Annotated in this window: 18 protein-coding genes and 2 pseudogenes; 11 read left to right on the top strand and 9 right to left on the bottom strand. The window is 70.6% G+C overall.

The features are described 5' to 3' along the window. The 5 genes and pseudogenes from ABD207_RS06925 to ABD207_RS06905 all read left to right on the top strand — a co-directional run. Positions 1-105, top strand: a pseudogene (locus ABD207_RS06925) (4-(cytidine 5'-diphospho)-2-C-methyl-D-erythritol kinase); the annotation flags it as partial. Between the two features lie 254 nt (positions 106-359). Beyond that, complete coding sequence (locus tag ABD207_RS06920; RefSeq protein WP_344010868.1) at positions 360-2,186, top strand: ABC-F family ATP-binding cassette domain-containing protein; 1,827 nt, start codon at positions 360-362, stop codon at positions 2,184-2,186. 237 nt (positions 2,187-2,423) lie between these two features. Further along, positions 2,424-4,178, top strand: a complete 1,755-nt coding sequence (locus ABD207_RS06915) for an outer membrane protein assembly factor BamB family protein (RefSeq protein WP_344010866.1) — start codon at positions 2,424-2,426, stop codon at positions 4,176-4,178. A 91-nt stretch (positions 4,179-4,269) separates the two neighbouring features. Then, positions 4,270-6,195 (top strand): outer membrane protein assembly factor BamB family protein, encoded by a 1,926-nt coding sequence (locus ABD207_RS06910; protein ID WP_344010864.1) that lies wholly within the window; start codon positions 4,270-4,272, stop codon positions 6,193-6,195. Positions 6,196-6,484: 289 nt separating this feature from the next. Next, the gene (locus ABD207_RS06905) at positions 6,485-7,168 is read left to right on the top strand and encodes a helix-turn-helix transcriptional regulator (protein WP_344010862.1); all 684 of its coding nucleotides are present in this window, start codon (positions 6,485-6,487) and stop codon (positions 7,166-7,168) included. A gap of 369 nt (positions 7,169-7,537) precedes the next feature. Here the strand turns inward: ABD207_RS06905 and ABD207_RS06900 are convergent, their stop codons facing one another. From ABD207_RS06900 to ABD207_RS06890, 3 genes are read right to left on the bottom strand one after another with little or no spacing between them, the layout of a single operon-like run. Continuing rightward, the gene (locus ABD207_RS06900) at positions 7,538-7,966 is read right to left on the bottom strand and encodes a helix-turn-helix transcriptional regulator (RefSeq protein ID WP_425580636.1); all 429 of its coding nucleotides are present in this window, start codon (positions 7,964-7,966) and stop codon (positions 7,538-7,540) included. Positions 7,967-8,018: 52 nt separating this feature from the next. Further along, positions 8,019-8,342 carry a hypothetical protein gene (locus ABD207_RS06895; RefSeq protein ID WP_344010860.1) on the bottom strand — a complete coding sequence of 108 codons (324 nt, stop codon included), beginning with the start codon at positions 8,340-8,342 and terminating at the stop codon, positions 8,019-8,021. A 21-nt stretch (positions 8,343-8,363) separates the two neighbouring features. After that, entirely contained in the window at positions 8,364-10,061 is a 1,698-nt protein-coding gene (locus tag ABD207_RS06890; protein WP_344010858.1) for a sodium:solute symporter family protein, read from the bottom strand. A 171-nt stretch (positions 10,062-10,232) separates the two neighbouring features. On the opposite strand from ABD207_RS06890, the gene galT reads away from it, so the two are divergent. The 3 genes from galT to galK are packed head-to-tail and all read left to right on the top strand — an operon-like array spanning position 10,233 to position 13,458. Further along, positions 10,233-11,294, top strand: a complete 1,062-nt coding sequence (galT, locus tag ABD207_RS06885) for a galactose-1-phosphate uridylyltransferase (protein ID WP_344010856.1) — start codon at positions 10,233-10,235, stop codon at positions 11,292-11,294. Next, positions 11,291-12,265, top strand: coding sequence for a UDP-glucose 4-epimerase GalE (gene galE / locus ABD207_RS06880; protein ID WP_344010854.1), 975 nt, complete (start codon positions 11,291-11,293; stop codon positions 12,263-12,265). The genes galT and galE overlap by 4 nt, the downstream gene beginning before the upstream one ends. Before the next feature lie 11 nt (positions 12,266-12,276). After that, positions 12,277-13,458 (top strand): galactokinase, encoded by a 1,182-nt coding sequence (galK, locus tag ABD207_RS06875; RefSeq protein ID WP_344010852.1) that lies wholly within the window; start codon positions 12,277-12,279, stop codon positions 13,456-13,458. Here the strand turns inward: galK and ABD207_RS06870 are convergent. Next, on the bottom strand, positions 13,430-13,885 hold the full coding sequence (locus ABD207_RS06870; RefSeq protein WP_344010851.1) for a GNAT family N-acetyltransferase: 456 nt from the start codon (positions 13,883-13,885) through the stop codon (positions 13,430-13,432). The genes galK and ABD207_RS06870 overlap by 29 nt on opposite strands. A 142-nt stretch (positions 13,886-14,027) precedes the next feature. Between ABD207_RS06870 and ABD207_RS06865 the strand changes: the two genes are divergently transcribed. Beyond that, positions 14,028-14,795, top strand: coding sequence for a LuxR C-terminal-related transcriptional regulator (locus ABD207_RS06865; RefSeq protein ID WP_344006959.1), 768 nt, complete (start codon positions 14,028-14,030; stop codon positions 14,793-14,795). Here ABD207_RS06865 and tamR read toward each other — a convergent pair. Beyond that, positions 14,754-15,251, bottom strand: a complete 498-nt coding sequence (gene tamR / locus ABD207_RS06860; RefSeq protein ID WP_344006957.1) for a MarR family transcriptional regulator TamR — start codon at positions 15,249-15,251, stop codon at positions 14,754-14,756. The two genes, ABD207_RS06865 and tamR, sit on opposite strands and share 42 nt — an antisense overlap. Before the next feature lie 113 nt (positions 15,252-15,364). Here tamR and ABD207_RS06855 point away from each other — a divergent pair. Continuing rightward, a pseudogene (locus ABD207_RS06855) lies at positions 15,365-16,165 on the top strand (trans-aconitate 2-methyltransferase); the annotation flags it as partial. Between the two features lie 473 nt (positions 16,166-16,638). Here the strand turns inward: ABD207_RS06855 and ABD207_RS06850 are convergent. Together ABD207_RS06850 and ABD207_RS06845 are read right to left on the bottom strand one after the other, a co-directional pair. Continuing rightward, positions 16,639-17,313, bottom strand: a complete 675-nt coding sequence (locus ABD207_RS06850) for a TetR/AcrR family transcriptional regulator (RefSeq protein WP_344006955.1) — start codon at positions 17,311-17,313, stop codon at positions 16,639-16,641. After that, a complete protein-coding gene (locus ABD207_RS06845) occupies positions 17,310-18,326 on the bottom strand; it encodes an acyl-CoA desaturase (protein WP_344010849.1) in 1,017 nt (338 codons plus the stop codon). Before ABD207_RS06845 ends, ABD207_RS06850 begins: the two co-directional genes overlap by 4 nt. A 291-nt stretch (positions 18,327-18,617) precedes the next feature. Here ABD207_RS06845 and ppc point away from each other — a divergent pair, with 291 nt between their 5' ends. Then, complete coding sequence (ppc, locus tag ABD207_RS06840) at positions 18,618-21,350, top strand: phosphoenolpyruvate carboxylase (RefSeq protein ID WP_344010847.1); 2,733 nt, start codon at positions 18,618-18,620, stop codon at positions 21,348-21,350. Positions 21,351-21,519: 169 nt separating this feature from the next. Here ppc and ABD207_RS06835 read toward each other — a convergent pair whose 3' ends face one another. Continuing rightward, entirely contained in the window at positions 21,520-21,981 is a 462-nt protein-coding gene (locus ABD207_RS06835; protein ID WP_344010846.1) for a hypothetical protein, read from the bottom strand. Between the two features lie 54 nt (positions 21,982-22,035). Next, the gene (gene pth / locus ABD207_RS06830) at positions 22,036-22,638 is read right to left on the bottom strand and encodes an aminoacyl-tRNA hydrolase (protein ID WP_344010883.1); all 603 of its coding nucleotides are present in this window, start codon (positions 22,636-22,638) and stop codon (positions 22,036-22,038) included. Positions 22,639-22,650 lie beyond the last annotated feature (12 nt).

The following is a 22,650-nucleotide window of genomic DNA, read 5'->3' as shown; positions in this document are numbered from 1 at the left end:
TGGGCGCCCGCCGTCGCCGCGGCCCTGAGCGCCGGCGGCACCTGCCGCGCGGTGCGTGTGGCGGCGGGCCCGGTACCGGGCGCCACGGTGGTGCCGGCCGGCTGAGCGGGGCCATCAACGGCTCCGCAGGCGGCCGGCCGGAACGGTCACACGCGCTCCGGAGGCGACCGGCCGGGCGCTCACGGGCTCCGGAGACGGCCGACGGGACGGTCCCCCGCTCCGGGAGAGAGCGGGACGATCAGCCGTTCCGTAAGAGAACTGGGACGATCATCCGCTCCTGCGACGATCACAACTGCGGGAAGGGGCCCGGTCGTCCCCGACTACGCTGGGACCGATCCATCCCCCCTGGCAGGAGAGAAATGGCTGTCAACCTCGTCAATGTCGAGAACGTCAGCAAGGTGTACGGCACCCGTGCACTGCTCGACGGGGTGTCCCTCGGCGTCTCCGAGGGGGATCGGATCGGCGTCGTCGGACGCAACGGGGACGGCAAGACCACCCTCATCCGGATGCTCGCCAAGCTGGAGGAGGCCGACAGCGGGCGGGTGACGCACTCCGGCGGGCTGCGGCTCGGCGTGCTCACCCAGCACGACTCCCTCGACCCCGAGGCCACCGTCCGGCACGAGGTCATCGGGGACATGGCCGACCACGAGTGGGCGGGCGACGCCAAGGTCAGGGACGTGCTGACCGGTCTGTTCGGCGGGCTCGACCTGCCCGGCTTCCCCAAGGGCCTCGACACCGTCATCGGACCGCTGTCCGGCGGCGAGCGGCGGCGCATCGCCCTGGCCAAGCTGCTCATCGAGGAGCAGGACCTGATCGTCCTGGACGAGCCGACCAACCATCTCGACGTCGAGGGCATCGCCTGGCTCGCCCGGCATCTGCGCGAGCGCCGCTCGGCGCTGGTGTGCGTCACCCACGACCGGTGGTTCCTCGACCAGGTGTGCACCCGCATGTGGGACGTGCAGCGCGGCACCGTCTACGAGTACGAGGGCGGCTACTCCGACTACGTCTTCGCCCGCGCCGAGCGGGAGCGCATCGCCGCCAGCGAGGAGGCCAAGCGGCAGAACCTGGTCCGCAAGGAGCTGGCCTGGCTGCGGCGCGGCGCCCCCGCCCGTACCTCCAAGCCCCGCTTCCGCGTCGAGGCCGCCAACGAGCTCATCAAGGACGTGCCGCCGCCCCGCGACAGCAGCGAGCTGATGCGGTTCGCCTCCTCGCGGCTCGGCAAGACCGTGTTCGACCTGGAGGACGTCACCGTCCAGGCCGGCCCCAAGGTGCTGCTGAAGCACGTGACTTGGCAGCTCGGCCCGGGCGACCGCATCGGCCTGGTCGGGGTCAACGGCGCCGGTAAGACCTCCCTGCTGCGGGCGCTCACCGAGGCGGCGCGCAGCGAGGGCGAGGTGCAGCCCGCGGGCGGACGCATCCGCGTCGGCAAGACGGTGAAGCTCGCCTACCTCTCCCAGGAGGTCGCGGAACTCGACCCCACCTGGCGGGTGCTGCAGGCCGTGCAGCAGGTGCGCGAGCGCGTCGACCTCGGCAAGGGCCGGGAGATGACCGCCGGGCAGCTGTGCGAGACCTTCGGCTTCAACAAGGAGAAGCAGTGGACGCCCGTCGGCGACCTGTCCGGCGGTGAGCGGCGGCGGCTGCAGCTGCTGCGGCTGCTGATGGACGAGCCCAACGTCCTCTTCCTCGACGAGCCCACCAACGACCTCGACATCGAGACCCTCACCCAGCTCGAGGACCTCCTCGACGGCTGGCCCGGCTCGATGATCGTCATCTCCCACGACCGCTACTTCATCGAGCGGACCACCGACCGCGTGTTCGCCCTGCTCGGCGACGGCACCCTGCGGATGCTGCCGCGCGGCATCGACGAGTACCTGGAGCGGCGCAAGCGCATGGAGGAGGCCGCGGCGGCCTCCGTGCCCGCCGCCCGCACCGAACAGGCCACCCCCGGCACCTCCGGCAAGCCGGAGAAGAGCGCGGCCGATCTGCGCGCCGCCAAGAAGGAACTGCAGAAGATCGAGCGGCAGCTCGACCGGATCTCCGAGAAGGAGACCGAGCTGCACGCCCGGATCGCCGAGCACGCCACGGACTTCGCGAAGGTGGCCGAACTCGACGCCGAACTGCGGACCCTGGCAGGTCAGCGCGAGGAACTGGAGATGCGCTGGCTGGAACTCGCCGAGGAGGTCTGAGGGCGTGCGCGCCGGGCGCGCGAGGCGTGAAGAGGGCGTGAAGGCGCGTAACGGAGGCATCACAGGCCGGTCCTCCCTTGGGAACAGGGGCGGGCGGGGCCAGGTGGCCCGTCGGCGGCGGGTGATAGAAAGAGCCGTCTGAGAACTGCAGGAGTCACTGCCCGCGCACACATCCGGGACCGGCGCACCACCGGAGACGTGGCGAGAAATCAGTGAGCAACAGGGGGGAACGCGCTGATGAGCCAGCCGCCCAGCCAGCCGCCGCAGCCGGGTGGCTTCGGAGCACCGCAGGATCCGCCACCGGGTGGCTTCGGAGCACCGCAGACTCCACCGCCCCCGCAGGGCCCGCCTCCCGGCGCGCCCCAGCCCGGGTACGGCTACCCGCAGCAGCCGCCGCAGCAGCCGGGACCGTACGCCCAGCCCGGCCCGTACAACTCCGGTCCCTACGGCCAGCCGCAGCAGCCCGGACCCTACGGCCAGCCCGGCTACGGCTACCCGCCGCAGCCGCAGTTCCCCGGCGCCCCCGGCACCCCGCCCGGCGGGCCCGGCGGTTCGCGCAACCCGTTCAAGAGCAAGCCCGCCCTCGCCATCGGCGCCGCCGTGGCCGCCGCGGTGCTGATCGTCGGCGGCACGGTGTGGGCCGTGTCCGGTGACGGCAAGGACGACAAGGACAAGAAGCCCGTCGCGGAGAAGACCGAGGACGGCAAGCCGAACGGGTCGGACGCCCCGGTCAACCCGGGCGACGGCAGCGGGGCCGGCGACGAGGAGGCGGAGGACCTCAACGAGGGCCGCCAGCCCGGCGAGTCCAAGGTGCTCTGGTACAAGGAGGCGCCCGACGCGCCCGGCAGCGGCGCCGACGCCCCCGGCATGTGGATCACCAAGAAGGCCGCCGTGAAGGCCGCCTACAAGCAGCTGTTCGCGTTCAACGTCACGGACGGCAAGCCCACCTGGGAGGCCATCACCTTCCCGCAGAAGATCTGCTCGGTCACCCCGGAGAAGACCGACAACGACAAGATCGTCGTCGCCTACATGAGCGGCGCCGGCCAGCGCGCCAAGTGCAACCAGCTCCAGCTCGTCGACCTCAACACCGGTGAGAAGGGCTGGAAGATCGAGGTCTCCGAGGGCGATCTGTTCGACTCCACGATCTCCCTCGAGCTGACGCTCGCCGGTGACACGCTGATGGTGGGCCGCTCCATGTCCGGCACGGCCTACGACGTCAACTCCGGCGACAAGCTGTACGACAAGAAGAAGTACAGCGACTCCTGCTTCCCGTCCGCCTTCGCGGGCGGCGATCGCCTCATCCAGGTCGCCTCCTGCGGCGCCGGCGGCGACAACGAGCACGACGAGCTCCAGGAGCTCGACCCGAAGACCGGCAAGGTCAAGTGGACCTACAAGTACGACAAGGGCTGGCGGATCTCCAAGGCGTACTCCGTCGACCCGGTCGTCATCTACGCCACCAACGAGGACAAGAAGGCCTGGAACATCGCCGGCTTCACCTCCTCCGGGAAGGTGCGCGCGCAGGTCGACGTGGACGAGGACTTCGACCCCAAGTGCGGCTGGGGCATCCTCAACCGTGAACTCCAGGGCTGCTCGGGCGCCGTCGTCGACGGCGACACCCTCTTCCTGCCCACCAAGGCGACCACCGGCGCCAACGAGATCGTCGCGATCAGCCTCGCCAACGGCAAGGAGAGCTGGCGGCAGAAGTCCCCGGCCAGCGAGTCGATGATCCCGATGAAGGTCCTCGCGGGGAAGCTCATCGCCTACGTGGAGCCCTCCTACAGCGCGGGCGGCCAGGTGGTGTCCATCCCGATCGCCGGCGGCGACCACAAGCCGGCGAAGCTGCTGCAGAACCCGCAGGGCATCGCGGAGATCGAGAGCAGCTTCTACAGCAGGGCGATCGACTGGGTCGACGGGCGGTTCTACCTCTCGACCACCCGGCTGACCGGAAACGACGACGCGAAGGAGAAGTTGATGCTCGCCTACGGCAAGTGAGGCGTGGCGCGGAGCAGCAGATGCCCGCGCGACCGCCCTCATGCCCCGTCGTCGTCCGTCCCTTCTCCCGCACACCCGAGGTACCCACGTCATGACGCAGCCGCCCCCGCCGCCCAACCAGCCGCCGCAGCAGCCCGGTTTCGGCCCGCCGCAGGACCCTGCCGGGCAGCAGCCCCAGCAGCCCCAGCAGTCCCCGCAGCAGCCCGCGCAGCCGCCGCAGCCTCCGGCCCAGCAGCCGCCGGCGGCGCCGGGCGGGCCCGACCTGGGCAAGGCCCCCCAGCCGCAGCCGGGTTACGGCTACCCGCAGGCTCCGCAGTCCCCGCAGACGCCGCCCGCCGCGCCGGCGACTCCTCCGGCGGCTCCGCAGGGGCCGGGGTACGGCTATCCGCAGCAGCCGCAGCCGCCCCAGCCTCCGGCCGGTTACGGGTACCCCGGGCAGCAGCCGTCCGGCCCGTACGGGCAGCCGCAGTACGGCCAGCCCGGCTACGGCCAGCCCGGCTACGGGCAGCCCGGTTACGGCTATCCGCAGGCCACCGTGCCGACCCCGCCGCAGCCCGGCGGGACCGGCGGCGGGCGGAAGATCAACGCACAGCTGGCCATCATCGTCTCCGCGGTCGTGGCCATCGCACTGATCATCGGCGGCGGCGTCTGGTACGCCGGCTCCGGCAAGGACGACGGCAAGAAGGACACCGCCAACTCCGGTGGCAAGGACGCCAAGAACGGCGGCTCCGGCGGCACTTCGTCCGGCGGCAAGGAGAAGGCCCCGGCCGACCCGAAGTCCAGGGTGCTCTTCCAGGTGCCCGAGCCGAAGCTGCCCAAGGACCAGAAGTCCATCACCACGGCCGGCTCCTGGGTGACCGACACGGTCTACGCCAAGAGCGGCATCGCCGAGATCGTCGGCTACGACCGTGACAAGGGCGGCAAGCTCTGGACGATCGACCTGCCCGGCCCGGTGTGCACGGCCACCGACCACGTCACCGAGGACGGCAAGACGGCGATCGTCTACAAGCCGGCCATGCCGACCAAGACCGACCCGCAGAGCTGCACCGAGGTCGCCGCGATCGACCTGAAGGCCGGCAAGAAGCTGTGGAACAAGACGGCCAAGACCGGCACGTTCCCCATCCGGTTCAGCAACGTCACCCTCAGCGGCACCACGGTCGCCGCGGGCAGCACCAGCGGCGGTGCCGCCTGGGACATCACCTCCGGCAAGCAGCTGTGGGCGCCCAAGACCTCCGACACCTGCTACGACGCCGGGTACGGCGGCGGTCCGAAGATGGTCGCGGTCCGCAAGTGCGGTTCGTACAAGCAGCGTCAGCTGCACATCCAGACCATCGACCCGAAGTCCGGCAAGGTGATCTCCGAGTACAAGATGGACGAGGGGATCGAGTACGCAGCGGTCGTCTCCACCGATCCGCTGGTCGTGGCCGCCGACGTGAATGAGTCCGCGGGCGACGGCAGTGGCATCTCGGACTTCTTCTCGATCGACAACAAGACCGGCAAGCTGCGCACGCGCATCTCCGCCCCGGGCGACGACTACGCGGCGAAGTGCGACGGCATCAGCGAGATCGAGAAGTGCAGCGGGCTGGCGGTCGGCAACGACCGGCTGTACATCCCGACCGAGGAGCACGAGAGCGGCACCAGCAAGTTCGGCGAGACGAACGAGATCGTGGCGTTCGACCTGAGCACCGGCAAGCAGACCGGGCAGCGGGCCGACGCGGGTGACGACTACACGATCACTCCGCTGCGCATGGACGGCGGCAACATCCTGGCGTACAAGCGGCCTCCGTACGACAAGGGCGGTCAGATCGTCAGCATCGACGGCGGGACCTTCAAGCAGACGCTGCTGCTGGAGAACCCGGCGACGGAGTCGGTGCGGGACGTGGAGACGCGGTTTTCGCCGGAGTACTCCGAGATCCGCTTCAGCGAGGGCCGGCTGTTCATGTCCGGTGTGTACGCGAGCGACTTCTCCAGCTCGGACGAGAAGCGGTATCTGGCGATCGCCTTCGGCACGAACTGATGCCGGTCCGGTCCCGGCCCGTTCCGGGTGATCTGGAGTGATCCGGATTGATCCGGGGTGATCCATCAGGCGCGGTTGCGGCCCCGCCCCTGTTCAGGGGCGGGGCCGTTCGCGTACAGCTCATCCTGCGCTCATCGTCATCGAATGCGAGAATTTCGGTGATCCGGGGCGATTCTCGCCGGTAGGGGGAGCGCAACGTCGAACAAGCGTGTAGCTTCCGGGGGCATCCACCGGGTGTGCACTTGCGTATGGGTGGGTGAGATTTATTGGGGGGACTGGGGGGTTCTCTATGGGAGTGCGGCTGATCGTCGTCGACGACCACCGGTTGCTGGCGGAGGCGCTGGCGTCCGCGCTGAAGCTGCGCGGGCACCGGGTGCTGGCCGCGGCGGCGCCGGTGGCGGGGGCCGCGGATCTGGTGATCAGCAGGGTGCCGGAGGTGTGTCTGCTGGGGACGGCGGCGCCTGCGGAGCCGGGGATCTTCGATCCGGTGGTCAAGATCAAGCGGGAGCGGCCGCAGGTGGCGGTGGTGGTGCTGGGGCCGGTGCCGAGTCCTCGCGGGATCGCGGCGGCGTTCGCGGCGGGGGCGTCGGGGTATGTGCGGCACGACGAGCGGATCGAGGGGGTGGAGCGGGCGATCATGAAGGCTCGGGCGGGGGAGGCTGCGGTGGCGCCGGCGTTGTTGCAGGGGGCGTTCTCGGAGTTGCTCAATCCTGCGGCGCAGCCGGATGACGAGGGGCAGCGGTTGCTGGAGATGCTGACGCCGAGGGAGGTGGAGGTGCTGGTGCGGGTCGCGGACGGGGAGGACACGCGGGTGATCGCGGCGGGCATGGGTATCGCGCCGTCCACCGCACGCACCCACGTGCAGCGGGTCCTGATGAAACTGGGTGTCGGCTCCCGCCTGGAAGCGGCCGCCCTGGCCGCCCGCACCGGCCTCCTCGACCGAGCCGACCGCCCCCTGTCCCGGGAGGACTGACCTCGCCTGCGGGTGGGTGGGGGTTCGCGTGGCCATGCCTGCGGCGCAACTGCGGCTCCGGTGGGGGTGCGCGTAGCGCCCACAGTGGGTGGGTGAGTCGGGGCCGGGGTGGTGGTATCCGTCCTCGGTCTGGCGCGAAATCGGCTTCTTAACGGACTACTGGCGCGGACGCGCCGGCCGCTGCGGGCGGACACCACCACCCCGGCCCCTCCCCGCCGCGCGCGTCCGCGGCCGCCTACGGCCCGCTTCGGTTGCTCGCCGCACGCGGCTACCAGCCGCGCCTTCCTGGTGCCCTGACCGCATAGGTTCGCCGGGTTGGCGTGGAGGCGGTGCTGCAGAGGCGATGGGATCTGAGCATCCGACGCAGAGTCAGGAGGAGATGGGGGGAGAGCCGGTGCGAGTGCGCTTGTAGCGCGCGGGTGTGGTGCCCACGTGGCGTGTGAAGTGCCGGTTCAGGTGGGCTTGGTCGTGGAATCCGACGGTTGTGGCGACCTCGGCGGGGCGGTGGCCGTCCAGGAGAAGCCGACGGGCCTGATCGATGCGTTTGCCGGTGAGGTGGGTGTGTGGCGGCAGGCCGTATGCCTGCTTGAAGCAGCGGATCAGGTGGGTGGGGTGGGCGTGCAGCAGGGCGGCGGCCTCGCGCAGGGATACACCGGCGTGGATCCGTGAGTCCAGTAGTTCCCGCAGCTCGGTGGCGAGCCGGCTTGCCTCACGCCCCGGTGCGCGGGGCTGGAGCGCGTCGGCCGGGATTCTCAGGTGACACGCAGGGCACGTGAAGATGCCAACCTCGGCCCGCACCAGCGCCGGAGGTAGCGAAGGGGCGCTCGGTGCGGGCCGGGGTTGGAGAAGGTCAGGCGTCGGTGGTGGGGGAGTCGGGCTCGTCCGGGGTTGTGGGGGGTGGGGGGACTGTGGGGGAGAGTTTGAGCCAGAGGAGGAAGAAGAGGCCGAGGAGGAGCATGCCGAGGCCGGTCCAGAGGTTGATGTTGACGCCCTCGGCCTTGTCGATGGCCGCGTCGGACGCGGTGAAGCCGGCGATCATGATGATGACGCCGTAGAGGACGAAGAGGCCTCCGATGATGCGGCGGATGTCGAAGAGGCGTGCCGCCGTCGCGGACTTGGTCTCCAGCTCGGTGACTTCCTGCTGGAGCTCCCGCTCGGAGAAGTGTTCGGACATGGTCTTTCCATTCTCCCGCGATCAGAACGAGAAGGGGATGTAGCAGGCGGCAGCCAGGATCACCGCGCCCCAGCCGAGCAGCGCCGGCTTGCGGTACCAGGCATCGTCACCGGGGGCGGGCGGCTCCGCCATGCCGGGCGAGCGCGTGCCGTAGACGAGGCCCTGCAGCTCGTCGGCCGGCTTCGGCGCGGTGAAGAGGGTGACCGCGACCATGACGACCGCACCGGCGACGAAGCCCGCGATCGCGGAGACGAAGTTGGCGCCCTGGTCGGAGGGGATGTCGATGATGCCCTGCTTGTAGATCCAGAAGTAGTTCACCATCGCGGCCGTGGTGCCGGCGATCAGGCCCCAGAAGCCGGACTTCATCGAGGCCCGCTTCCAGAACATGCCGATGATGAAGACCACGAACATCGGGACGTTGAAGAAGGAGAACAACGTCTGCAGGTAGGCCATGATGTTCGAGAAGGAGGACGCCAGGAAGGCCGTGCCGATGGAGGCCAGCACGCCGATGGCGGTGATCAGCCGGCCGAACCTCACGTAGTAGGTGTCCTCGCGGCGCTTGACCACGTACTTCTTCCAGATGTCGTTGGTGAACACCGTGTTGAAGGAGGAGACGTTGGCCGCCATGCCGGCCATGAACGCGGCGAGCAGACCGGTCACCGCGATGCCCAGGACACCGTTGGGCAGCAGCTGCTGCATCAGGTAGGGGATGGCGTCGTTGTACTGGTAGCCCGACTCGGGGGTGCCGAACTGCGGGACGACCGCCGCCGCGACCAGGCCGGGAATCATCACCAGGAAGACGATGAAGATCTTCGGGTATGCGGCGATCAGCGAGGTGCGCTGGGCGGCGGACAGGTTCTTCGCGGACAGCGCGCGCTGCACCTCGGCGAAGTTGGTCGTCCAGTAGCCGAAGGAGAGCACGAAGCCGAGGCCGAGGACGATGGTCAGCCAGTTGGCGCCGAGCGGGTTGTCGCTGCCGATGCCGGTGCCGCCCCAGGCGGTCACGAAGTTGTCGCCGTGGGAGGCGGTGAGCTTGTCGGACAGGCCGTCCCAGCCGCCCACGCTCCGCAGGCCCAGCACGGTGATCGGGATGAGCGCCGCGAGGATCACGAAGAACTGCAGCACCTCGTTGTAGATCGCCGAGGACAGGCCGCCGAGGGTGATGTAGGCGAGCACGAAGAAGCCGGCGACGACGATGGCCACCCATTCCGGCCAGCCCAGCAGGGCCTCGACCACGATCGCCAGGGCGTAGAGGTTGACGCCGGCGATGAGGATGGCGGCGCAGGCGAACAGGACCGCACTGAGCAGGTGTGCGGCCTTGTCGAAGCGCAGCAGCAGGAACTCCGGGACCGAGCGGACCTTGGAGCCGTAGTAGAAGGGCATCATCACCAGGCCCAGGAAGACCATCGCCGGGATGGCGCCGATCCAGTACCAGTGGGTGGTGTAGACGCCGTACTGCGCGCTGTTCGCGGCCATGCCGAGGATCTCGGTGGCGCCCAGGTTGGCGGCGATGAAGGCCAGGCCGGTGACCCAGGCGGGCAGTGAGCGCCCGGAGAGGAAGAAGTCCAGGCTGGTCTTGACCGAGGCCCGGGCGGCGAAGCCGATGCCCAGGACGACCACGAAGTAGATCCCGAGGATCGTGTAGTCGAGCCAGTTGGTGGGCAGCCGCAGCTCGGCCGCCAGCTGGGTGGGGGGTGGGAAACCTGTGGGGGTCTGCATGAGTACTCGCTTCTTGCGCGAACCGATACCTGCGGGAACCTACCTGCGCGTTCCGAAAATGAACACTTTTGTTGATGAGCTTTGTTTGATTGTGATGTTGACGTGGGTGGTGAGTCGTGTTTTGGTATGTTGAGTTCTGTTGAACAGTGCGGCTCGAATGGAGCGTCCGGCGTGAAGAAGACCTCGACCCGACTGGCCGATGGTCGCGAGCTCATCTACTACGACCTCAGCGACGACACCGTCCGCGACGCGCCCGACCGCCGCCCGCTGGACGTCACCGTCACCACGTCGGAGATCCGCCGCGACCCGCTGCTCGGGGACAGCGTCGCCATCGCCTCCCACCGGCAGGGCCGCACCTATCACCCGCCGGCCGACGAATGCCCCCTGTGCCCCTCCGAGGGCGACCGGCTCAGCGAGATCCCGGACTCGTCGTACGACGTGGTCGTCTTCGAGAACCGCTTCCCCTCGCTGGCCGGGGACTCCGGCCGCTGCGAGGTCGTGTGCTTCACCTCCGACCACGACGCCTCCTTCGCCGACCTGAGCGAGCAGCAGGCCCGGCTGGTCCTGGAGACCTGGGCGGACCGGACCTCGGAGCTGTCGCATCTGCCTGCCGTCGAGCAGGTCTTCTGCTTCGAGAACCGGGGTGCCGAGATCGGCGTCACCCTCCAGCACCCGCACGGGCAGATCTACGCCTACCCGTTCACCACCCCCCGCACCGCCCTGATGCTGCGCCAAGTGGCGGCGCACAAGGCGGCGACCAGCGGGGAGAACCTCTTCGACGCGGTGCTGGAGCGGGAACTCGCCGGGGAACGTGTCGTCCTGGAGGGTGACCACTGGGCCGCCTTCGTGCCGTACGCGGCGCACTGGCCGTACGAGGTCCACCTCTACCCCAAGCGCCGGGTCCCCGACCTGCTCGGCCTCGACGAGGCGGCACGCGCGGAGTTCGCCCCCGTCTATCTGGAGCTGCTGCGGCGCTTCGACCGGATCTTCGGCACCGACGAGCCCCCGACGCCGTACATCGCCGCCTGGCACCAGGCGCCGTTCGGCCCGCTGGAGGAGTACGGCGGCGTGACACGCGACGACTTCGCACTGCACCTCGAGCTTTTCACCATCCGCCGCACTTCCGGCAAGCTGAAGTTCCTCGCGGGTTCCGAGTCCGGCATGAACGTCTTCATCAATGACGTGCCGCCGGAGCGCGCGGCCCAGCGACTGCGGGAGGTAGCCACTTCATGAGCGGGAAGTACCTGGTCACCGGGGGTGCGGGTTATGTCGGCAGCGTCGTCGCCCAGCATCTGATCGAGGCCGGCGGCGAGGTCGTCGTCCTCGACAATCTCTCCACGGGCTTCCGCGAGGGCGTGCCCGAGGGCGCCTCGTTCATCGAGGGCGACATCCGCGACTCCGCCAAATGGCTGGATCCGTCGTACGACGCGGTGCTGCACTTCGCCGCCTTCTCCCAGGTCGGCGAATCGTTCGTGCGGCCCGAGAAGTACTGGGACAACAACGTCGGCGGCACCATGGCGCTGCTCGCCGCGATGCGCGAGGCGGGCGTGCGCACCCTGGTGTTCTCCTCCACGGCGGCGACCTACGGCGAGCCGGCCGAGGTGCCCGTCTCCGAGTCCGCCCCCACCGCCCCCACCAACCCCTACGGCGCCTCCAAGCTCGCCGTCGACCACATGATCAGCGGCGAGGCCGCCGCCCACGGCCTGGGCGCGGTCTCCCTGCGCTACTTCAACGTGGCCGGCGCCTACGGCGACCACGGCGAGCGGCACGACCCCGAGTCCCACCTCATCCCGCTGGTCCTCCAGGTCGCGCAGGGCAGGCGGGAGGCCATCTCGGTCTACGGCGACGACTACCCCACCCCGGACGGCACCTGCGTGCGCGACTACATCCATGTCGCCGACCTCGCCGAGGCCCACCTGCTGGCGCTGCGCGCCGCCACCCCCGGCGAGCACCTCATCTGCAACCTCGGCAACGGCAACGGCTTCTCCGTCCGCGAGGTCGTCGACACCGTCCGCCGGGTCACCGGCCACCCGGTCCCCGAGGCCGTGGCACCCCGCCGGGACGGCGACCCGGCGGTGCTGGTGGCCTCCGCCGACGCCGCCCGCGAGAAGCTGGGCTGGAGGCCGAAGCGCACCGACCTCGCCGGCATCGTCGCGGACGCGTGGGAGTTCGCCCAGCGGCGCGCGGCTGAGGACGTCCGATGAAGGGGCAGCGGATGAGCGGGACGGTGGCAGCGGAGTTCACCCGGCTGTACGGGGCCGAGCCGCACGGGGTGTGGGCGGCACCGGGCCGCGTCAACCTCATCGGCGAGCACACCGACTACAACGACGGCTTCGTGATGCCGTTCGCGCTGCCGCACACCGCGGTCGCGGCCGTCGCCCGCCGCGACGACGGCGTGCTGCGCCTGCACTCCGCGGACGTGCCCGAGCCGGTCGCGGAGATGAGCGTGGACGGCCTGGCACCCGGGTCGGACAAGAACTGGACCGCCTATCCGGCGGGCGTGGTGTGGGCGCTGCGGGAGGCCGGTCACGCCGTGACCGGGGCGGACATCCATCTGGCGTCCACGGTCCCGGCCGGCGCCGGTCTGTCCTCCTCGGCCGCCCTGGAGGTCGTGGTGGCCTCGGCCCTGAACGACCTGTTCTCCCTGGGCCTGCGCGGCTGGCAGCTGGCCCGGCTCTGCCAGCGCGCCGAGAACGTCTATGTCGGCGCGCCGGTCGGCATCATGGACCAGACGGCCGCCGCCTGCTGCGAGGACGGGCACGCGCTGTTCCTCGACACCCGGGACCTCTCGCAGCGTCAGATCCCCTTCGACCTCGAGGCCGAGAGCCTGCGCCTGCTCGTCGTCGACACCCAGGTCAAGCACAGCCACAGCGAGGGCGAGTACGGCAAACGCCGCGCGGGCTGCGAGAAGGGCGCGGCGCTGCTCGGCGTCGACGCCCTGCGCGACATCCCCTACGACGGCTTGGACGCGGCGCTGGCGCAGCTGGGCGACGAGGAGGAGGTGCGCCGGCTGGTCCGTCATGTGGTGACGGAGAATCAGCGGGTGGAGCGGGTCGTGGAGCTGCTGGAAGCGGGTGACATCCGGGCGATCGGGCCCGTGCTGGTCGAGGGGCATGCCTCGCTGCGCGACGACTTCCGCATCTCCTGCCGCGAGCTGGACCTGGTCGTCGAGACGGCTCTCGCCTCCGGGGCCCTCGGCGCCCGCATGACCGGCGGCGGCTTCGGCGGCTCGGCGATCGTGCTGACCGAGAGCACCGACGTCCCGGCCGTCACCAAGGCGGTGGAGGAGGCCTTCGCCGCCGCGGACCTCACCCCGCCCCGCGTCTTCGAGGCCGTGCCGTCGGCCGGCGCCCGGCGCCTCGACCGGCTCACCGGTGCCGGGTCACCAGCTTCTTGACCAGCGTGTACTCGGTGATCCCCGGCGGATAGTCGGGGATCTCGCACACCACCTCGTAGCCCTGCTTCCGGTAGAAGTCCGGGGCCTGGAAGTCCCAGGTCTCCACGCGGGCGGAGGCGCAGGCGCGTTCGGTGGCGGCGAGGTGCTCGGCATGCGCCAGGAGACGGCTGCCGAGGCCGGTGCCCCGGTGGCGCTCGTCCACCCACAGGTAGCCGACGTGGAGCCAGGAGGCCCAGGTGTGGCCGACCAGGCCACCCGCGAGGCCGCCGAAGTCGTCCATGGCCCACACATGCAGGGGGTTCTCGCGTTCGCCGGAGGTGCCGCGCAGGGCGCGCAGCACGGGGGACGCCGCCGTATCGGTGTCCCGCAGACGCTTGCGGAGCAGATCACGTCGGGCCTTGTCGACTTCTGTCTCCAAACGAAACATGCGGCTCACCCTAAACGCGCCAGGACCGCCAGTTCTGTGAATAACCTTCCGCTCCCGGCCCCCGTCCGTACCCTGATGAACAGTGCCGGTGGGCCGGTGAGCGATCCCCTGCTCTGCGGAAGAGCTCGGGGAAGGGGGTTTCGTGGTACGCATCCGAGTCCTGGTCGTCGACGACCACCGCATCTTCGCCGAGTCGCTGGCCGCGGCCCTGGCGGCGGAGCCGGATGTCGAGGTGGCCGCGGCCGGCAGCGGCCCGGCCGCGCTGCGCTGTCTGGAGCGGGCCGCCTCCGAGGGGCGCCGCTTCGACGTGATGCTCGTCGACGCCGATCTGGGCGGCAAGGTGCCCGGCGGCCGTCCGGCGGTGCCCGTGCAGGACGGCGACGAGGACGGCCTCGTCGACGGGATGGCCCTGGTCGCCGGGGTGCGCACGGCCCAGCCGCAGGTGCGGATCGTGGTGCTCGCCGAGAAGGACGACCCCCGGCGGGCGGCCTCCGCGCTGCAGGCCGGCGCCTCCGGCTGGGTGGCCAAGGACTGCTCGCTGAACCGGCTGCTCACCGTCATCCGGGGCGTGCTGCGCGACGAGACGCATCTGCCGCCCGCGCTGCTCACCGGCGTGCTGCGCGAGCTGACCGCGGCCCGCAAGCACCGCACCGAGAGCGAGCGGCTGGTGGAGTCCCTCACCCCGCGGGAGCGGGAGGTGCTGCGCTGCATGGTGGCGGGCCTGGGCCGCAAGGCCGTCGCCGAGCGGCTGTATCTCTCCCCGCACACGGTGCGGACGCACATGCAGAACGTGCTCGGCAAGCTGGGCGTCCACTCCACGCTCGCCGCGGTCGCCCTCGCCCGCCGCGCGGGCGTCGGACCGGTCGACCTATCCGGGGATGTTGTCGAACGGGGCGGTCAGCTGGCGTAGCAGGGCGGCCAGTTCACTGCGCTGCGCCCGGGACAGCTCGGCGAGGATGGCCCGCTCCTGGTCCAGCAGCCCGGCCAGGGCCTGGTCGGCGCGGTCGCGTCCCTCGGCGGTGAGCCGGACCAGCACACCGCGCCGGTCGGTGGGGTCGGGCAGCCGCTCCACCAGGCCCTTCTTGGCGAGGCGGTCGATGCGGTTGGTCATCGTGCCGGAGGTCACCAGCGTCTGGGTGAGCAGCTGCCCCGGCGAGAGCTGGTAGGGGGCGCCCGCGCGGCGCAGCGCGGTCAGCACGTCGAACTCCCAGGGCTCGAGCCCGTGCTCGGCGAAGGCGAGCCTGCGCGCCCGGTCCAGATGCCGGGCGAGCCTGCTGACCCGGCTGAGCACCTCGAGCGGTTCCACGTCGAGGTCCGGGCGCTCCCGGCGCCACGCTGCGACCAGCCGATCGACCTCGTCCTCCATGGCGATCAGTGTAGTGGTTGTGTCGATGTGAAGTCTCTTGATGTCGAGTCTCTTGACATCAAGGAATAGGGATTGCAGGGTGGGTACGCGTCCGACAGCTCACGGGAGGACCGATGACCGTCACCCCCACCTGGGACCCCGCGCAGTACCTGCGCCACGCCGGCCACCGCACCCGGCCCACCACCGAGCTCCTCGCCCGCATCCCGGTACCGGCGACGCCCGCGCCCCGCATCGCCGACCTCGGCTGCGGCGCCGGCAATGTCACCGCCCTGCTCGCCGAACGCTGGCCCGCCGCCCGCATCACCGGCTACGACAACTCGCCCGAGATGCTCGACGCGGCCCGCACCCACCACGCCGGCCCCACCCCGGGCGGCGGGCACCTCGACTTAGTCCACGCCGACCTGCGCACCTGGACGCCCGAGGAGCCGTACGACCTGATCATCAGCAGCGCGACCCTGCAATGGGTGCCGGGCCACGCCGACCGGTTCGCCGACTGGGCGGCCGCGCTGAACCCCGGCGGAACCTTCGCCTTCCAGATCCCCGGCAACTTCGACGCCCCGAGCCACGCCCTGATGCGCGAGATCGCCCACCGGCACGGCATCGGCCACGTCCTGCGCCACAGCGACGCCGTGCTCGCCCCGCAGGACTACCTCGCCCGCCTCACCGCCCTCGGCTGCACCGCCGACGTCTGGGAGACCACCTACCTCCACCTGCTCACCGGCGAGGACCCCGTCCTGGACTGGGTGAAGGGCACCGGACTGCGGCCCGTGCTCACCGCCCTCGCCGACGAGCCCGAGCGGCGCGAGGCCTTCCTCGAGGAGTACCGGGCCGCCCTGCGCACCGCCTACCCGCCGGGCCCGCACGGTACAGCCTTCCCCTTCCGCCGCCTCTTCGCCGTCGCCCACAAGACCGCGAAGGAGGCGCCCTCACCGGCCGGCGGAGCACCCGCCGTGATCACCGCACTCGACCACGTCCAGCTCGCCGCGCCCGCCGGCAGCGAGGACCTGCTGCGCGACTACTACGGCGGCATCCTCGGCATGCGGGAGATCCCCAAGCCGCCCGCGCTCGCCCCCCGCGGCGGCTGCTGGTTCCAGTCCGGATCCGTCCAGCTGCACCTGGGGATCGAGAACGGCTTCCGTCCCGCCAGGAAGGCCCACCCCGGCATCCGGGTCAGCGGGATCCGGCAGTACGCCGACCGGCTCGACCGGCACGGCGCCCCCGTCACCTGGGACGACAACCTGCCGGGTCACCTGCGCTTCTTCACCGCCGACCCGGTCGGCAACCGCCTGGAGTTCCTCGAACCCGTCCGGGAGGACGCCTGACCGGCCCGGGGGACGGGGGAGGGGAGCCGCGCCCGACGGGCAGGGGGCGCGGTCGCAGTAAGGGTTCAGCTCTTGCGGTGCCCGATCAGCCGCGGCTTCGGCTCCAGGCCGTCCAGGCCGTGCCACGCCAGATTCACCAGATGCGCCGCCACCTCCGCCTTCTTCGGCTTGCGCACGTCCAGCCACCACTGGCCCGTCAGTGCCACCATGCCGACCAGCGCCTGCGCGTACAGCGGCGCCAGCTTCGGATCGAAGCCCCGGGACTTGAACTCGCGGCCCAGAATGTCCTCCACCTGGGTCGCGATGTCCGAGATCAGCGAGGCGAACGACCCCGTCGACTGCGGGATGGGGGAGTCACGGACCAGGATGCGGAACCCGTCCGTGTACTCCTCGATGTAGTCCAGCAGCGCGAACGCCGCCTGCTCGCACAGCTCACGCGGGTGGCCGGCCGTCAGCGAGCTGGTCACCATGTCCAGCAGGCGCCGCATCTCCCGGTCCACCACCACCGCGTACAGGCCCTCCTTGCCGCCGAAGTGCTCGTACACCACCGGCTTGGACACCCCGGCCTTCGCCGCGATCTCCTCCACCGACGTGCCCTCGAAGCCCTTCGCCGCGAAGAGGGTGCGGCCGATCTCCAGTAGCTGCTGGCGGCGCTCCGCACCGGTCATCCGGGTCCGGCGCGTGCGCCGCGGCTTGTCATTGCTCGGGATGCTGCTGGAGTCGGCCACGGCGACCATCATGCCGCCTCGACGGTCTCCTTCCGGCGCCGGGAGCCGACATCGGTGGTGTTACGGCGGGAATCGATACGCGAGCGTGACGGCCACCGCACGTCGTACGCCCAGCCCAGCAGCTCGAACCAGCGGATCAGCCGCGCCGAGGAGTCCAGCTGCCAGCGCTCCACGCCATGCCGCGCCGACGTCGGGTCGGCGTGGTGCAGGTTGTGCCAGGACTCACCGCACGACAGCACGGCCAGCCACCACACATTGCCCGAACGGTCCCGCGACTTGAACGGCCGCTTGCCGACCGCGTGGCAGATGGAGTTGATCGACCACGTCACGTGATGGAGCAGCGCCACCCGGACGAGTGAACCCCAGAAGAATCCGGTGAAGGCGCCCCACCAGGACATCGTCACCAGCCCGCCGATCAGCGCCGGCAGCAGCAGCGACAGCGACGTCCACAGCACGAACAGGCGGGAGATCCGCCGCATCGTCGGATCCTTGATCAGATCCGGCGCGTACTTGTCCTGCGGCGTCTGTTCCTCGTCGAACATCCAGCCGATGTGCGCCCACCACAGGCCCTTGATCAGCGCCGGGATCGTCTCCCCGTACCGCCACGGCGAATGCGGGTCGCCCTCGGCGTCGGAGAACTTGTGGTGCTTGCGGTGATCGGCCACCCACCGCACCAGCGGCCCCTCGACCGCCATCGACCCGGCGATGGCCAGCGCGATCTTCAGCGGCCGCTTCGCCTTGAACGAGCCGTGGGTGAAGTGCCGGTGGAAACCGATGGTGATGCCGTGGCACCCGAGGAAGTAGAAGAACACCAGCAGACCGAGGTCCAGCCAGCTCACCCCCCAGCCCCAGGCCAGCGGCACGGAGGCCAGCAGCGCCAGGAACGGAACGATGATGAAGAGCAGCAGCGTGATCTGCTCGATGGAACGCTTGCGCTCACCACCCAGCGTGGCGGAGGGCGCGGCGGCGACGTCGGATCCAGATGCCTTCGGGGCTTCTTCGATCACATCGGAGCTTGAGGTCATGCGTGTCCCCTGTGGGGTATGCGGACGGGGGTGGTGCCGGGGCTGCCGGAACCGGGAGGAGTTCCTACGGTCCCGTAACCTACGGCTTCGTAAGTATGGCAGTGCGTCGCCCGGCGGCAAGAGCCCGCGAGCCTGCGCGTCCCGCCCGACACCTATCCTGGGAGTCGGTCGGACAGCGCGGTCCGCTCGGAATTCTTCCCGGACGCCCCATTTCGTATGCGGCGCCCGCCGCGCGCGACGCCGTCCGGGTTCCCTCCCAGACGAGCTTCAACACTGCAAGGAGCCGCACCTGTGAGCAGTGCCGACGACCAGACCACCACGACGAGCGCCGAACTGCGTGCCGACATCCGCCGACTGGGTGACCTCCTCGGGGAGACCCTGGTCCGGCAGGAGGGCCCCGAGCTGCTGGAGCTCGTCGAGAAGGTCCGCCGCCTCACCCGGGAGGACGGCGAGGCCGCCGCCGAGCTGCTGCGCGGCACAGAACTCGAGACCGCCGCCAAGCTGGTGCGCGCCTTCTCCACCTACTTCCACCTGGCCAACGTCACCGAACAGGTGCACCGCGGACGCGAACTGCGCGCCCGGCGCGCGGCCGAGGGCGGCGCGCTCACCCGCACCGCCGACCGGCTCAAGGACGCCGACCCCGAGCACCTGCGCCAGACCGTGCACCACCTCAACGTGCGGCCCGTCTTCACCGCCCACCCCACCGAGGCCGCACGCCGCTCGGTCCTCAACAAGCTCCGCCGCATCGCCGCCCTCCTCGACACCCCGGTCATCGCCTCCGACCGGCGGCGCCTGGACACCCGGCTGGCCGAGAACATCGACCTCGTCTGGCAGACCGACGAACTGCGCGTCGCCCGCCCCGAACCCGCCGACGAGGCCCGCAACGCCATCTACTACCTCGACGAGCTGTACGCCGAAGCCGTCGGCGACGTCCTGGAGGACCTCACCGCCGAACTGGAACGCGTCGGCGTCAAGCTCCCCGACGACACCCGCCCCCTCACCTTCGGCACCTGGATCGGCGGCGACCGCGACGGCAACCCCAACGTCACCCCCCAGGTCACCTGGGAGGTCCTGATCCTCCAGCACGAGCACGGCATCAACGACGCGCTGGAGATGATCGACGAGCTGCGCGGACTGCTCTCCAACTCCATCCGCTACGCCGACGCCACCGAGGAACTGCTCACCTCCCTCAAGGCCGACCTCGACAACCTCCCCGAGATCAGCCCCCGCTACAAGCGCCTCAACGCCGAGGAGCCCTACCGGCTCAAGGCCACCTGCATCCGCCAGAAGCTGCAGAACACCAAGCAGCGCCTCGCCAAGGGCACCCCGCACGAGCCCGGCCGCGACTACCTCGGCACCGGCGAACTCCTCGCCGACCTGCGCATCCTGCAGACCTCGCTCAGGGAGCACCGCGGCGGCCTCTTCGCCGACGGGCGCCTCGCCCGCACCATCCGCACCATCGCCGCCTTCGGCCTCCAGCTCGCCACCATGGACGTCCGCGAGCACGCCGACGCCCACCACCACGCCCTCGGCCAGCTGTTCGACCGGCTCGGCGAGGAGTCCTGGCGCTACGCCGACATGCCACGCGACTACCGCACCAAGCTCCTCGCCAAGGAACTCCGCTCCCGCCGGCCCCTCGCCCCCACCCCGCCGCCCGTCGACGCGGCAGGCCAGAAGACCTTCGGCGTCTTCCAGACCATCAAGCGGGCCCTGGAGGTCTTCGGACCCGAGGTCATCGAGTCCTACATCATCTCCATGTGCCAGGGCGCCGACGACGTCTTCGCCGCCGCCGTCCTCGCCCGCGAGGCCGGCCTGATCGACCTGCACGCCGGCTGGGCCAGGATCGGCATCGTGCCGCTGCTGGAGACCACCGACGAGCTCAAGGCCGCCGACACCATCCTCGAGGACATGCTCTCCGACCCGTCCTACCGGCGCCTGGTCGCGCTGCGCGGCGACGTCCAGGAGGTCATGCTCGGCTACTCCGACTCCTCCAAGTTCGGCGGCATCACCACCAGCCAGTGGGAGATCCACCGCGCCCAGCGCCGCCTGCGCGACGTCGCCCACCGCTACGGCGTCCGCCTGCGCCTCTTCCACGGCCGCGGCGGCACCGTCGGCCGCGGCGGCGGCCCCACCCACGACGCCATCCTCGCCCAGCCCTGGGGCACCCTCGAGGGCGAGATCAAGGTCACCGAGCAGGGCGAGGTCATCTCCGACAAGTACCTCATCCCGGCCCTCGCCCGGGAGAACCTGGAACTGACCGTGGCCGCCACCCTGCAGGCCTCCGCCCTGCACACCGCGCCCCGCCAGTCCGACGAGGCCCTCGCCCGCTGGGACGCCGCCATGGACGTCGTCTCCGACGCCGCCCACGCCGCCTACCGGCGCCTGGTCGAGGACCCCGACCTGCCCGCCTACTTCTTCGCCTCCACCCCCGTCGACCAGCTCGCCGACCTGCACCTGGGCTCCCGCCCCTCCCGCCGCCCCGACTCCGGCGCCGGCCTGGACGGGCTGCGCGCCATCCCCTGGGTGTTCGGCTGGACCCAGTCGAGGCAGATCGTCCCCGGCTGGTTCGGCGTCGGCTCCGGACTCAAGGCGCTGCGCGAGGCCGGCCTGGACACCGTGCTCGACGAGATGCACGAGCAGTGGCACTTCTTCCGCAACTTCATCTCCAACGTCGAGATGACCCTCGCCAAGACCGACCTGCGGATCGCCCGGCACTACGTCGACACCCTCGTCCCCGACGAGCTCAAGCACGTCTTCGACACCATCGAGGCCGAGCACGAGCTGACCGTCGCCGAGGTGCTGCGCGTCACCGGCGAGAAGGAACTCCTCGACGCCCAGCCCGTCCTGAAGCAGACCTTCGCCATCCGCGACGCCTACCTGGACCCCATCTCCTACCTCCAGGTCGCCCTGCTCAAGCGGCAGCGCGACGCGGCCGCCGCCGGCGAGGAGCCCGACCCGCTGCTCTCCCGCGCCCTGCTGCTCACCGTCAACGGCGTGGCGGCGGGCCTGCGCAACACCGGCTGACCCAAGGCCCGCACACACAGCGGTGCCCCCGCGCTCCACGCGAGCACGGGGGCACCGTCACATCCGGGGCCGTACGACAGCGGCACATGTGGCGCCGTACGGCCGTACGACGGCGGGCGCCGCCGTCACATCAGGGACCACGCCCGCCGGGAATCACACCGGCCAGGGATCACACCAGCACGAAGGCCGCCGTCAGCAGCGCCACCCCCGACCCGGCCAGCACCCACGCCGGCCGCGTCCTGCGCAGGCCGCCCGCCACCACCACCGACGCCAGCAGCAGCGCACCGCCCAGCGGCACCCACGCGTACAGCACCCCGCCCGGGCCCGACCGCACGGCCTGCGTTCCGCCCGGCTTCAGCACCACCGCATAGGTCTCGCCCTCGGTGACGGCCACCGAGTCCTCCAGCACCACCCGGTCCCGCGGCTGCGAGCCCGCCGAGACCGGCGTGTAGGGGCCGCTGCACGTGCCCTGCCGGCACTGCGTCACCTCGACCGCGCCCCGCTCGCGCCCCTTGGTCAGCATCACGTGCTGCGCCGAGCCCCAGGACGCCCACACCCCGGCGATCAGGATCAGCACGGTCACCGTGCCCATCGCCGCGACCCGTCCGAAAGAGAGCACCGCAGAAGGCATGGCCGCGATCTTTGGCCATACCTCTGTGGTCGGTCAACTCATGCGGGGGACAAGTCAGGAGTTGTACGTACTCTGCGCCCGCTCCAGGCCCTCGATCACCAGGCACTCCACCGCGTCCGCCGCCCGGTCCACGAAGTAGTCCAGCTCCTTGCGCTCCGCCGGCGAGAAGTCCCGCAGCACGAAATCGGCCACCGGCATCCGCCCCGGCGGACGCCCGATCCCGAACCGCACCCGGTGATAGTCCGGACCGAACGCCTTCGTCAGCGACTTCAGCCCGTTGTGACCGTTGTCCCCGCCGCCCCGCTTCAGCCGCAGCGTGCCGAAGTCGATGTCCAGCTCGTCATGGATGGCCACCACATGATCCACCGGCACCTTGTAGAACTCCCGCAGCGCGTTCACCGGCCCGCCGGACAGATTCATGTACGACATCGGCTTCGCCAGCACCACCCGCCGGGACATCGGGCCCGGAGGACCGATCCGGCCCTCCACCACCTGCGCCTGGGCCTTCCCGGACCGCTTGAACCGCCCGCCCATGCGCTCCGCCAGCAGATCCGCGACCATGAACCCCACGTTGTGCCGGTTCCCCGCGTAATCGGGCCCCGGATTGCCCAGACCCGCGATCAGCCACGGAGCCGCCGCATCCGTCGTCACGTCCATGTCTCCTTCATA

It is taken from the genome of Streptomyces thermospinosisporus, assembly GCF_039526425.1.
Taxonomy (GTDB): Bacteria; Actinomycetota; Actinomycetes; order Streptomycetales; family Streptomycetaceae; genus Streptomyces; species Streptomyces thermocarboxydovorans.
The sequence above is the reverse complement of the archived record's forward strand: the minus strand, read 5'-3'. Positions and strand labels throughout refer to the sequence as shown.

What these genes read in the sequence shown, in the direction of transcription:
- ABD207_RS06920 (WP_344010868.1), top strand. Translation starts at nt 360, where the DNA reads ATGGCTGTCAACCTCGTCAATGTCGAGAACGTCAGCAAGGTGTACGGC.
- ABD207_RS06915 (WP_344010866.1), top strand. Translation starts at nt 2,424, where the DNA reads ATGAGCCAGCCGCCCAGCCAGCCGCCGCAGCCGGGTGGCTTCGGAGCA.
- ABD207_RS06910 (WP_344010864.1), top strand. Translation starts at nt 4,270, where the DNA reads ATGACGCAGCCGCCCCCGCCGCCCAACCAGCCGCCGCAGCAGCCCGGT.
- ABD207_RS06905 (WP_344010862.1), top strand. Translation starts at nt 6,485, where the DNA reads ATGGGAGTGCGGCTGATCGTCGTCGACGACCACCGGTTGCTGGCGGAG.
- ABD207_RS06895 (WP_344010860.1), bottom strand. Translation starts at nt 8,342, where the DNA reads ATGTCCGAACACTTCTCCGAGCGGGAGCTCCAGCAGGAAGTCACCGAG.
- ABD207_RS06890 (WP_344010858.1), bottom strand. Translation starts at nt 10,061, where the DNA reads ATGCAGACCCCCACAGGTTTCCCACCCCCCACCCAGCTGGCGGCCGAG.
- galE (WP_344010854.1), top strand. Translation starts at nt 11,291, where the DNA reads ATGAGCGGGAAGTACCTGGTCACCGGGGGTGCGGGTTATGTCGGCAGC.
- galK (WP_344010852.1), top strand. Translation starts at nt 12,277, where the DNA reads ATGAGCGGGACGGTGGCAGCGGAGTTCACCCGGCTGTACGGGGCCGAG.
- ABD207_RS06870 (WP_344010851.1), bottom strand. Translation starts at nt 13,885, where the DNA reads ATGTTTCGTTTGGAGACAGAAGTCGACAAGGCCCGACGTGATCTGCTC.
- tamR (WP_344006957.1), bottom strand. Translation starts at nt 15,251, where the DNA reads ATGGAGGACGAGGTCGATCGGCTGGTCGCAGCGTGGCGCCGGGAGCGC.
- ABD207_RS06850 (WP_344006955.1), bottom strand. Translation starts at nt 17,313, where the DNA reads ATGATGGTCGCCGTGGCCGACTCCAGCAGCATCCCGAGCAATGACAAG.
- ABD207_RS06845 (WP_344010849.1), bottom strand. Translation starts at nt 18,326, where the DNA reads ATGACCTCAAGCTCCGATGTGATCGAAGAAGCCCCGAAGGCATCTGGA.
- ABD207_RS06835 (WP_344010846.1), bottom strand. Translation starts at nt 21,981, where the DNA reads ATGCCTTCTGCGGTGCTCTCTTTCGGACGGGTCGCGGCGATGGGCACG.
- pth (WP_344010883.1), bottom strand. Translation starts at nt 22,638, where the DNA reads ATGGACGTGACGACGGATGCGGCGGCTCCGTGGCTGATCGCGGGTCTG.